The organism is Microcoleus sp. Pol11C3 (assembly GCF_036701485.1).
Classification (GTDB): domain Bacteria; phylum Cyanobacteriota; class Cyanobacteriia; order Cyanobacteriales; family Microcoleaceae; genus Microcoleus.
In genome coordinates this window covers 63,535-75,228 of sequence record NZ_JAUBQW010000013.1, presented here as the reverse complement: position 1 = coordinate 75,228, position 11,694 = coordinate 63,535, and the positions used below count along the sequence as shown (strand labels likewise).

Here is an 11,694-nt window from a genome sequence, read left to right as displayed (position 1 = left end):
AGATTCACACTCTTCTGTGCGTTGGAGCGCGGCACATGCCTTAGGAAAAATCGGTGACGAAAAGGCGATTCCGGGATTACTTAAACTCCTTGAAGATTCAGACTATTTTGTGCGTAGGAGCGCGGCAGATGCCTTAGGCCAAATCGGTGACGAAAAGGCGATTCCGGGATTACTTAAACTCGTTGAAGATTCAGACTATTTTGTGCGTAGGAGCGCGGCAGATGCCTTAGGCAAGATCGGTGACGAAAAGGCGATTCCGGTATTACTTAAACTCGTTGAAGATTCAGAGTCTGATGTGCGTAGTAGCGCAGCAGATGCCTTAGGCAAGATCGGTGACGAAAAGTCGATTCCGGTATTACTTAAACTCGTTGAAGATTCAGACTATTTTGTGCGTAGGATGGCGGCAGATGCCTTAGGCAAAATCGGTGACGAAAAGGCGATTCCGGGATTACTTAAACTCGTTGAACATTCAGAGTCCGATGTGCGTAGTAGCGCCGCAGATGCCTTAGGCACAATCGCTAAGCAGCACGCAGAGAAAGTCGCCCCCCATCTCCCCCACCTCCTTACCTTAATCCCCTCCGAATCCGGCAAAGAATTTCACCGCCTCATCCTCGTCATCCAAGCCGCCTGCAAATACTACAACTACCCGATACGTGAGTTGTCCCTAGCACCGCACCCAGCCAGACCACCCCAACCAAACGAGATCCTTGCTAACATTGACGAAACCACTAAGCAAATCTACATAACAACAAAAGAAATGTCTGATAAACCCACCCAAAACTTCTCCAATTCTAATTTCCACGCCCCTTTAAACTTCGGAGATAACCACGGCAATCAAGCCAAAAATATCACCATCGCCGCCCAGCAATCCTCCCCTGAAGCTGCACTGAATGCAGTAGTGCAAATCATCCAGGCATTAGAAAAAAAGCATACAGAAGTGCAAGACGAGCAACTAGCACGCAAGATTATTGATGCAGAATTTAAGGAAATCAAAGAGCAAAAACGTATCGAGTGGAAAAACCTAATCAGCCTCAAACGGCTTTACAACGGTGGCAAAAATGCAGCGGTGAAAGTTGGCGAACACTTCGCCGAATCAAGCGTCTGGGGCAAAGCAGGCGTTGGCTTCGTCGAAGGCATATCCGAAGACGTGAACTAGCCAGCCAACCCAAAAGTTTGCTGAAATATTGCAACATTTTTAATAAAGCTTTCAGGGCGGGCGAGACGCCCACCCCACAAGAAAATTTACTCTTTGTGGAACAGGCCGAAAAGCCTGTTCCTGACAGAGATGCAAGAGGTAAAATAAAACAGCAGTAAGCTCTATGCAAACCGGAGGCTGACAGCATGATTCAAAATCCCGCATACTATCAGATGGTGCTAGACACCTTCTGCACCGCCCTAGAGGATGCCCGCCCCGCTGTCAGGGCGAAAGCAGCAGAATCACTGGGAAAAATAGGAGATGTCGCGATGCCGCCCATATTAGTTAAAGCCTTCAAAGACACCTCGCCAGAAGTCCGTTCCAGCGTCATCCCAGCCCTCGGACAACTGATACTAAATGAGGCTTAAATACTCCTTTCATTTCTTAGTCCCCCTCTGCTCGGACTTCCTTTGTGTAGACGCGATTTCAATATCTGAGTAATCTTATCCTTTCATACATTCAACCATCTGCTGTTCCAGCTTAGCCAACAAAGTATCAACATCTGTTGCCGCTTCCTCAAAACAAACAGGAGGTTCAGGCTTAGGTTCAAAAAGAATCAACTTAATTTGACCTTCACCGATCGCCAAAATCGCCACTTCTTTCTCAGGTTTGTGAGCGTTCAACACACCTACAACTTCCTGAATATGACTTTTAACTTGACGGTTCAACTCCTCAACCGCCTCTTTCGTACAATACACAAAACGCGCAGTTTCTGCAATATCAATTGCCAAAACCTCCTCGCTTTCCTCTCCCCTTTCCAGAAATAGCCCCCAAGCCAAAGCAGCCAATTCATGTTGATTAGCTTTCACAAATTTATCTAACTTGCGGCTCCAGCTATTTTCGTTGGGTTTGGACTCAGGGCTATCAAATAGAAACATTTTCTCTTCTTGTTTGTATAAACTAATATTTTACAGTCAGTTGTCAGTTAGCAGTTGGCAGTTGGCAGTTGGCAGTTGACTGTTGACTGTTGTCATTAGTTACCCATGCCCAATGGCCCATCCCCAATTACAAATTAGCAATTCCCAATTACCCAAAACCGCTGCGTTTCTATCTTATACCAGATTGCACGCGCCAGAGCGCCGCATAAATTCCGTCCTGTTCGATCAGTTGTTCGTGCTGCCCCGATTCTACCACTAGCCCCTCTTCCATGACACAGATGCAATCGGCATTGCGGACAGTAGAAAGACGGTGGGCGATCGCAATTGTAGTGCGATTCTTGGTAATCCGTTCGAGCGATCGCTGAATTGCCGCCTCAGTCTCGTTATCCACCGCTGAAGTAGCTTCGTCAAGAATCAAAATCGGCGGATTCTTCAAAACAGCCCTCGCAATTGCAATTCGCTGCCGCTGTCCCCCCGACAATTTTTGACCGCGTTCCCCTACAATAGTGTTGTAACCGTCCGGCAATTGGGCGATAAACTCGTGCGCTTCTGCAATTTTCGCAGCATTTACTATCTCTCGATTGCTTGCCTCAAAACTGCCGTAAGCAATATTTTCTGCCACCGTACCGTGAAACAAAAACACATCTTGACTCACCAATCCGATCGCTCTCCGCAAATCTTTTAAATTCAGGTTATTTAATTCTATACCGTCGAGATAAATATTGCCATGCTGTACCTCGTACAGCCTCAATATTAGCTTCACCAAGGTACTTTTGCCCGAACCAGTAGCCCCAACAATCGCAGTAGTTTTTCCCGCCGGCAGAGTCAAAGAAAAATACTGCAAAATCGGTTTTCTTTGATTATAAGAAAAGGTAACATTTTTAAATTCCAACTCACCCTTAATCGAACTAACCGGCCGCCGAATATCACCCGTGTGAATTGCGATCGGAGTATCCAACAAATTCATCACCCGATTAGTAGAAGCCATGGCGCGCTGGTATTGATCCAGAGTATCTCCCAGGCGAGTCAGCGGCCACAGCAACCGCTGGGTCAAAAACACCAAAACGCTGTAAGTTCCCACAGACAACCGGCCCGCCACCACCTCCAAACCGCCCAGAAATAGTGTTGCAATAAACCCCAAGAAAATCACAACCCGAATCAGCGGAATAAAAGCTGCCGAAAGTGCGATCGCCCGTCGGTTGCTTTCGCGGTAAGCTTGGCTTTGTGTTTCGATGCGCTGAATTTCATAATCTTCGGCAGTGAAACTTTTAATAGTAGTAATTCCCATCAAATTATTCGACAGTTGCCCGTTCAGAAAACTTACCTTTTCCCGCACATCAGCATAGAAAGGAGCAAGGCGATTTTGAAAGGCGATCGAACCCCAAATAATAAAAGGTATGGGCAGCATTGATAGTCCAGCAACACCGGGAGATGCAGCAAAAAAAGCTGCGCCAATCACAATAACCGTTGTAATTACCTGAATTACCTCATTAGCGCCGTCGTCCAAAAAACGTTCCAGTTGATTGATATCATCATTGAGAATAGAAATCAAACCGCCCGTGCTGCGTTCTTCAAAATAAGCTAATTCTAATTCCTGCAAATGACTGTAAGCTTCCAGACGCAAATCGTGTTCAATATCCTGAGCCAAATTGCGCCACAAATAATCATAAGCATATTCAAAAATAGATTCCAAAGTCCAAACAATCGCGCTCAAAATAGTGATAATTGCCAGTTGCCAAAAGACATCTTTTATGCCCCACTGAGCGAGGATAGAATCTTGCTGTTTCACCACCACATCAACGGCAATACCGATTAATGCTGGCGGCGCTAAATCAAAGAATTTATTCAGCAGCGAACAGATACTTGCCAGCCAAGCTTTCAGGCGGTAGCGGCGCCCGTACTTCAGCAGCCTCTTTAGGGGATGGACAGGTTTTGATGGATTTGGTGATGCTTGAGAATCATTCATAGGGCATGGGGCATCGGAAATAGGGCCGAGAATTAAAAATTAGTAGGGTGCTCGGCGCGCACCTTACCCTTGTTTAATTTTAAATTCTCAAAACCCCCGTTCCTAGGCTTTAAACGTTAACACTGGCTTTATTTTAGCGACTACACCAACTATTTGCGCCTCAACCTGAACGTCAATTACTGGTTGAATTGGCTTGTAAGCGGCCGGTGCTTCTTCAATTCTGCGTTCTTCGCGCCAGGTAATGCAATCTACGCCCGTTAATCCCAAAGCGGAGTCAGTTTTGTCAGTACCTTTGCGACTCATATCGAAGCGCGATCGCGCCCTTCCTGCACCATGAGAGGCCGATCGCAAAAATCGATCGTTCCCCTTCCCAACCAGCAAATAAGACGGCGCGCCCATCGAACCCGGTACAATTACAGGCTGACCAGAATGTGCGGGACAAGCACCTTTGCGCCTTACCCAGCCGGGACCTTCAGCTAAAGTGATATTGTGAGGCAAATCGTATACTAAGGGAGCTTCCACATCGCCGAAAACTTGCCGCAAACGCAGTCGCAGAAGTTCTGCTAGCAACAAACGATTGACAAAACCGTAGTTAGCGGCGGTTGCTTCCGCTTGCAGGTAGCTGTTCACAAGTTGGGGATTTGCTGCGACAGACAGCGGGAAAAGCCGGGATTCAGGATGTTTCAGAGTTTTCGGCCAGGTGTCGCCAGCTCGATCGCGCCACATTCCGCCGATATATTTGCCGACATTCCGCGAACCGGAGTGAATTATGAACTTTCTTTGAAGACAAATTAGCGCTCGCCTGAGACTTTCGCAAGAGGTCTATTACTCCAATCCTCTTCCTTCCTGGTAGAGGTCGCTATCCCTGGTCAACAGTCAACAGTCAATAGTCAACTGAAAAAATCAGGATACAACAGTGTTGTTTCCTTACAAAATCAGAGTGTATAAGAGTAGGGAAACGACTGCGCCGTAAATTTCGGGCTTACCACTATTGTAGTCGGTGGCGGAGTGGCAGCAAACAGCGGACTCCGAAAACACTTACAAGCAGCAGCAGCCAAAAACAATTTGCGAGTATTGTTTCCCCCATTAAAATATTGTACAGACAACGCAGCAATGATTGGCTGTGCGGCTGCAGAACACTTGCAGCGAGGACACACATCGCCACTGACTTTGGGAGCAAATTCGCGGATGGCACTCAGCGATATTATGGAACTGTACAATAGTCATTAGTTATTAGTGATTACTCATTAGTTAACAGTCAACAGTCAACAGTCAACAGTCAAGCAAACGATGAAAATCCGCGACGCAGAAGAAAGCGATTTGCCAGCAATTGTCCAAATATATAACACAGCAATCCCGGGCAGAATGGCCACAGCAGATTTAAAACCAGTCTCAGTAGAAAGCCGCCTTCCGTGGTACAGAGAACACTCGCCCAATTCCTGGCCGATTTGGGTAATGGAATCAGAACAAAATATTGTTGGCTGGCTGAGTTTTCAGATTTTCTACGGACGCGCTGCCTATCAGCATACAGCAGAAGTTAGCATCTACGTCGCACCCGATCGCCAACGCTGCGGAATTGGACAAAAATTATTGCAATCGGCAATTGTGCGGAGTCCAGAATTGAAGCTTAAAACTCTAATAGGAATAATTTTTGCTCACAATCAGCCGAGTGTAAGATTGTTTGAGAAATTTGGCTTTCAGCAGTGGGGATATCTGCCACAAGTTGCCGAACTTGACGGCGTGGAAAGAGATGTCGTAATTCTGGGTTTGCGTTGTCTGTAGGAACTGATATCAATTCCGGTGGCACCGGAATTGATGTGATGTTTGCTCAATCTGCTAAAATTTTAATTTCATCCAAAGATGCGATCGCCACATCAGCATTTTCCAAATGACTAACCTGGGCTTTTCCCCAACAAATCCCGATACAGCCAGCCGCGCCCGCATTTTTACCCATCTGAATATCGCCCGCTGAATCTCCTACCATCAAAGTTGCTGCGGGATTTACTCCCAGTTTCTCACAAGCTTGCCAAAACAATTTCGGATCGGGTTTATGAACCGTTGAATCAACTCCCATTTCTAACTGAATCCACTCGGCTAATGCGTGGTGTTTCACAAATTTCTGCACCGATTCTGTTGTAGCCGCCGAAAGAATTCCCAGTTTTAAACCCGCTTCCGAAAGATATTTCAGCACTTCCAAACTGCCGACAAATAAAGGAGAAACAGCACTATTTTTAAACATTTCGTCAGCTTCGTCAAAAGCGCGGCGCGCAATAGTTAAAGATTCCAGCCATCCCCTGCCGGTTTCGGCGATGTATCCCGCTGCCACAATCTCATTTTCCCTACGACTACCGACTGCTAGCAAGCCCGTAGGGTCAATGCTGCCGCCTTCGATGCCGAAAGCCATTTGTAAAGGCTCTCCAACGCCCGGAATTTGAGCGTCTGCGAGGCGCGCTCGCTTCATCCCCAACAGTCTCAAAAATTCTTGAGAATCCTCTAGAGTGCCGTCTTTATCAAAGATTACGGCTTGGATATTCGAGAAGGTAATGCCCCGACATTTAATAGTTACCAAGAATCTGAACTCCGTAATTTTTATATTTTTTTCTATCTTCCCATATTGCGCTATTTTTGGCAATTGTTTTTAGCGCAACATAACTCTCTTGTCCCCCCCTTATTAAGGGGGGCTAGGGGGGATCTGACCTTAACTATTACGAGATATATCGTACTCTTGTCCCCCCCCTTATTAAGGAGGCTTAGGGGATATCTGGCCTTAAGAATGACGATCGCACGCACCCAACAACTCCTGACAAACTCCCTCAAAACACTGCAAGACATCAACATTCGTAAACCTGACAAGTTGCAGTCCATACCCCTCGAAAATCCCTGTTCTTTCCGCATCATATTGTTTCCCCTGTTCAGTAAAATGACTCTCGCCATCAACCTCAATTACCAATCTTAAAGCAGCACAATAAAAATCTACAATAAAATTGTCGATCGGTCGCTGTCTCAAAACTCTAAAAGGGAAATTTCTCAGAAAATCTTCCCAAAGTTTCTTTTCGGCTGGAGTTGGATTTTTCCGAAGTTCCTTGGCGATAGGGATGAGTTTTGGGTTGTAAGGTAGGTGGAAATTCGAGTCGTTTAATTTGGTCATCATCCTCCTAATCTCGGATCGCTCCCCCCTTCTTAAGGAGGGGACAAGACTCTTCTCAAAGTCAACCCCTACTCCTCTTCTTAAGGGGGATGCGAGGGGGAACTCCGGGGGATAAAGAGCGTTAACGCAAGCGTATTTGGTCATCATCCTCCTAATCTCGATCCGGAGATCCCCCCTAACCCCCCTTAAGAAGGGGGGGACAAGAGTTTAACTGCCTAATCTAATCTCAAACATCACAACTCAAAACTCCCAATCAATTAAAATCGTCCTACTAAATTAGCCACCATTAATCCTAATACAACGGGCTGGATCGGCTTAACCATATGCCTTTGAAAACCCGCTTTTAGCGCCCTTTCGCGTTCTTTATCGCTCGCATACGCAGTCAGCGCCGCCACTGGGATTTCTCCTCCGGCTTCTGCAGCCAGAGCTCGCACTTCTCGAATTAAGAAATACCCATCTTCCTCTGGCATTCCGATATCGGAGATTAGCACATCATATCTGCCCGGATTTTCCGTCAAAGCAGCGATCGCACTTCTGGCAGATGTAACTGCCAAAACCTCCGCCCCGTAGCCTTCAAGCACAAATTTTAAGAAGTCGCACGTATCCATCTGATCGTCTACGACTAAGATGTGCAAGCCTTTTAGAGAGGGAACCCGCTCGCTAGAGGCGTTTAAAGGCCCTACCAAACCAGTTGACTTTAAATTGATCGCCGATGTCAACTCTGGAGGCAGCGATTGCAATGGCAATCTCAGAGTCATTGTAGTTCCTTGTTCCTCACCCGGACTTTCGGCTTGCACCGTTCCCCCGTGCAATTCAACCAGGTGACGCACGATCGACAAACCCAATCCCAGCCCTTGATTCGCCTTAGCGCTGCTGGAATCGCCTTGATGGAAACGATCGAAAATATACGGCAAAAATTCTGCCCCAATGCCTTTTCCCGTATCGCTGACTCGAAGTTGAGCATGATTCTCGATCATCGATAGCATGACTTCTACTCGTCCTCCCGCCGGAGTAAACTTAATCGCATTAGACAGAAGATTCCACACAACTTGCTGCAAGCGATTGATATCCCCTAAAACAGTCGTAGAAATCAACTGCGAAACCATTTGAATGTTTTTTGCTTCGGCTGATAATTGAACCCCCTCCAGCGCGGCTTGCACCACTAACCGCAGATCGATCGGACAAACGCACAGTTGAAGCTTGCCACTGGTAATCCGGGAAATATCCAGGATATCTTCGATTAACTGAGATTGCGCCCTCGCGCTGCGCTCGATCACCTCTAGAGCGCGAATAGCCTGTGCTTCATTAAGCTTGCCAGAGCGCAGAATTTGTGACCACCCCAGGATCGGAGTCAGGGGATTGCGGAGCTCGTGGGAGAGATTCGCCAGAAATTCATCTTTACTACGGTTGGCCATTTCTGCCTGTTGGCGAGCCAACTGTTCCTGCAGTAATAACTGCGATCGTACTACCTCATACTGCTTGCGCTCCGTGATATCCTCGATCGACAACAGAATCATTAAAGCTTGGTCTTCTCGTTGAAGTTTACAAGCATTCAGCAGCATAGTTTTCTGCCCGATCTGGTCAAATAGGTATTCCCACTCAAAGTTTTCAAGCTGAACATCACTAACTAGAATATCTTCCAAGATCCATCGTAATTGGGGGATATTCCACTGCCCATTTCCTAGCTCAAACAGCGAAATCTTTGCTGTTTCTGAGGATAAAACCTGAAATGTTTCATAGAACGATCGATTTGCTTTATTCACTCGGAAATCAGCATCTAGCACGATTAAAGGCGTTTGCACAGTTTCCACAATGGTTTCAGCGTAGTTTCGCGCTTCCTCCAAGGTTCTGGCACTGCGTTTAAGAGCATCAATATCGAGCAAAACCATTACCACACCGTCAATCTGGTTTTCCGTTGTCCGGTAAGGACGAATGCGGAGGTTGTACCAATATCCCGATAAAGTTTGAACTTCTTGTTCTTTCGTCTGGAGAGTATCAATCACCTCCAAAATCATCTGTTCCAAGTCGGGAACGTTCAGAGTTGAGCGGATGTCGCTAAAAGGTCGTCCAACATCTGTGGGAATCACACTAAAAATTTGCTGTGCCATTGGCGTAAAACGTCGAATCTGTAAATCGTTTGTCAGCATTAAGATAGGGATATTGATACTGGAAAGCAAATTTATCAGATCGTTATTCACCAGGCTTTGTTCAATATTTCGGCTGCGAAGTTCATCGTTAGTAGTAGTGAGTTCCTCGTTAGTGGCTTGAATCTCTTCTTTGGCAGTTTCTAACTCCTCATTGGTGCTTTGCAACTCCTCGTTGCTCGATAGGATTTCTTCGTTGGCAACTTTGAGGTCTTGGTTGAGACTTTCCTGATCCTGGATCACGGCTTGCAGTTGGGCTTGAGCCGCAATTTTTTCTTGGTTAGCGACTGAAAGTTGCTGCCTCAGCCGCTCAATTTCGCGCACTAAATCAGCTTGCTCTAAGCTTTCAGAAGGGAGGGTGCTGAAGTTAAGCACCGGGGGTGAAGCCTCTTCAAATACCACCAAAAAGTAGCGTCCTTCGACTGCCTGTGGCAGGAAGGGAATCACCTCAAAATTGACGAGACTCGATGCTCGTCCGCCCAATTCAAGCAATACCCTTTCTTTCCTAATGGTTACGTTCTGAGTTTGTGCCTGATAAATCGCGGTGCGAAGCTCAACCAGCAAGCCTGCCCTTGCCATTGCCAGCAAGTTTAAGTCGGGCGTTCCGGCTACCACTCTCAAGTAAGGATCGATGTCTCCCCGCACTTGCAAGATTTTCATCTGCTCGTTGACAACCACACTGGCTGGGGCATATCGATTTAAAATAAGTTGGTCAGTTTCTTGTTGTAAATCAAAGCTATTCGTAAAATTGTCCTTCATTTCCTGCCGTTCACGTGCTTTAGCTACCGGATAGGAACTCGGCGTAAACGAAAAATTGAGACGAGTCGCAGTCAACTTTTTGGCATAAATTTTAGACTTTTTATCCACTGAAGTAAACAAGTAGGAAAATTCTCCGGTACTCTCAGAAGTGCCTAACAGGAGAAAGCCCGTTGGCTTCAGACTGTAATGGAAAATAGGCATCACTTTTTTTTGCAATGACTCTCCCAAGTAGATCAGCACATTACGACAGCTAACTAAATCGATATTGGAAAAAGGCGGGTCGCTGCCTAAGTCTTGTCGGGCAAATACACAGAGTTCGCGGACTGCCTTGCTGATTCTATAACTACCTCTTGCTTCGGCAATAAAGAAGCGAGTACGTCTCTCTGGTGAAACATTTACCATCTGGTTTTCTGAGTAGACGCCAGACCTCGCTTTGCCGATCGCCTGTTCGCCAATGTCCGTGGCAAAAATCTGGATCGGTGGCTGGATAGCTTGATCGCCCAAAAACTCTAACAAGCAAATGGCGATCGAATAAACTTCTTCACCTGTCGAACATCCCGCCACCCAAACCCGAATCGGAATTTCGGCCGATTTATTTTGGGTAATCGTGGGGAAAACCAGCTCTTTTAACTTTTCAAAGGCTTCGGGGTCACGGAAGAAACTGCTAACGTGGATCAATATTTCTCCATACAGGGCTGTGACTTCAGCCGAATTGTGTCGAAGATGTTGGGCATAATCATCTAAGCTATCGAGCTTGTACAACACCATCCGTCGCTGGATGCGTCGAGCGATCGTCGTGGGTTTGTAGTCGCTGAAATCTACGCCTGTGGTCGATTGTAGCAGTGCAAAAATACTTGCCAGGGCATCTCCCTGTTCGGGCGATTCCTCAACTTTTGTCAGGTGAACCGAGTCCGTGAGAAGGGGATTGCGACTATAGTTTGCCAGTTCCTGGGCAATTTTATCCGGTGGTAGAACGAAATCGACATTCCCTGTGGCAACAGCGGTATTGGGCATACTATCGAATTTTGCCGTGTCTTGACATTGAGCAAAAGTCATACCTCCGGCTACTTTGATGGCGTTGAGCCCGAGTGAACCGTCTCCGTCTCCCCCGGATAAAACTACGGCGATTGCTTTGTGTCCGCGATCGATCGCCAATGAGGTAAAAAACGCATCTCCCGGCATATATTTGCCATAAATCTTCTCGCGGGGTGATAGTTGCAGCACGCCTTGAGATAGCACCATTTTGGTGTTGGGCGGAATGATGTAGACTTGATTCGGCTCTACAACCATCCCGTCTTTTACCTCACTAACAGGCATTTTCGTCGTTCTCGCGAGAATCTCGCTCAGCAAACTCTTGTGATCGGGGGCTAAATGCTGAATCAGCACAAACGCCATACCCGTATCTACTGGCAAATGGCTGAGTAAATCCGTAAATGCTTCCAGCCCTCCTGCTGAGGCGGCAATCCCAACAATGGGAAAGGGGGCCTCGGTTGTGGCTAATTGTTCGCTGTCGAGGGCGGCTGGTGCGATCGATTCGGGTGTAATTTCTGGAGATAATGGAGGAGAAGTCATGATGTGAAGTCCTCGACTTCCGTTATTGAGCG

At 46.8% G+C, this 11,694-nt stretch carries 9 protein-coding genes and 1 pseudogene; 4 read left to right on the top strand and 6 right to left on the bottom strand.

Annotated elements, in window-relative coordinates:
* The coding region (locus tag QUA40_RS05840; protein WP_333122681.1) for a HEAT repeat domain-containing protein at positions 1 to 1,156 on the top strand (1,156 nt) is incomplete at its 5' end.
* Positions 1,157 to 1,341: 185 nt separating this feature from the next.
* Positions 1,342 to 1,563 carry a HEAT repeat domain-containing protein gene (locus QUA40_RS05835; protein ID WP_333122679.1) on the top strand — a complete coding sequence of 74 codons (222 nt, stop codon included), beginning with the start codon at positions 1,342 to 1,344 and terminating at the stop codon, positions 1,561 to 1,563.
* 75 nt (positions 1,564 to 1,638) lie between these two features.
* Here the strand turns inward: QUA40_RS05835 and ccmS are convergent, their stop codons facing one another.
* The 3 genes from ccmS to QUA40_RS05820 form a co-directional block, all read right to left on the bottom strand.
* Positions 1,639 to 2,073, bottom strand: coding sequence for a beta-carboxysome assembly chaperone CcmS (gene ccmS / locus QUA40_RS05830; RefSeq protein ID WP_333122677.1), 435 nt, complete (start codon positions 2,071 to 2,073; stop codon positions 1,639 to 1,641).
* Positions 2,074 to 2,242: 169 nt separating this feature from the next.
* Positions 2,243 to 4,039, bottom strand: coding sequence for an ABC transporter ATP-binding protein (locus QUA40_RS05825; protein ID WP_333122674.1), 1,797 nt, complete (start codon positions 4,037 to 4,039; stop codon positions 2,243 to 2,245).
* Between the two features lie 102 nt (positions 4,040 to 4,141).
* On the bottom strand, positions 4,142 to 4,807 hold the full coding sequence (locus QUA40_RS05820) for an RtcB family protein (RefSeq protein WP_333122691.1): 666 nt from the start codon (positions 4,805 to 4,807) through the stop codon (positions 4,142 to 4,144).
* 195 nt (positions 4,808 to 5,002) lie between these two features.
* Between QUA40_RS05820 and QUA40_RS05815 the strand changes: the two are divergent.
* Positions 5,003 to 5,269, top strand: a pseudogene (locus QUA40_RS05815) (tRNA (adenosine(37)-N6)-threonylcarbamoyltransferase complex transferase subunit TsaD); the annotation flags it as partial.
* 60 nt (positions 5,270 to 5,329) lie between these two features.
* Complete coding sequence (locus QUA40_RS05810; protein ID WP_333122671.1) at positions 5,330 to 5,821, top strand: N-acetyltransferase family protein; 492 nt, start codon at positions 5,330 to 5,332, stop codon at positions 5,819 to 5,821.
* A gap of 46 nt (positions 5,822 to 5,867) precedes the next feature.
* Here QUA40_RS05810 and QUA40_RS05805 read toward each other — a convergent pair whose 3' ends face one another.
* From QUA40_RS05805 to QUA40_RS05795, 3 genes are all read right to left on the bottom strand, one after another.
* Complete coding sequence (locus QUA40_RS05805; protein ID WP_333122668.1) at positions 5,868 to 6,608, bottom strand: HAD family hydrolase; 741 nt, start codon at positions 6,606 to 6,608, stop codon at positions 5,868 to 5,870.
* A 198-nt stretch (positions 6,609 to 6,806) separates the two neighbouring features.
* Positions 6,807 to 7,190, bottom strand: coding sequence for an endonuclease domain-containing protein (locus tag QUA40_RS05800; RefSeq protein ID WP_333122665.1), 384 nt, complete (start codon positions 7,188 to 7,190; stop codon positions 6,807 to 6,809).
* Between the two features lie 254 nt (positions 7,191 to 7,444).
* Positions 7,445 to 11,662: a chemotaxis protein CheB gene (locus tag QUA40_RS05795; protein ID WP_333122663.1), complete on the bottom strand. Its 4,218-nt coding sequence runs from the start codon at positions 11,660 to 11,662 to the stop codon at positions 7,445 to 7,447.
* Between the last annotated feature and the right edge of the window lie 32 nt (positions 11,663 to 11,694).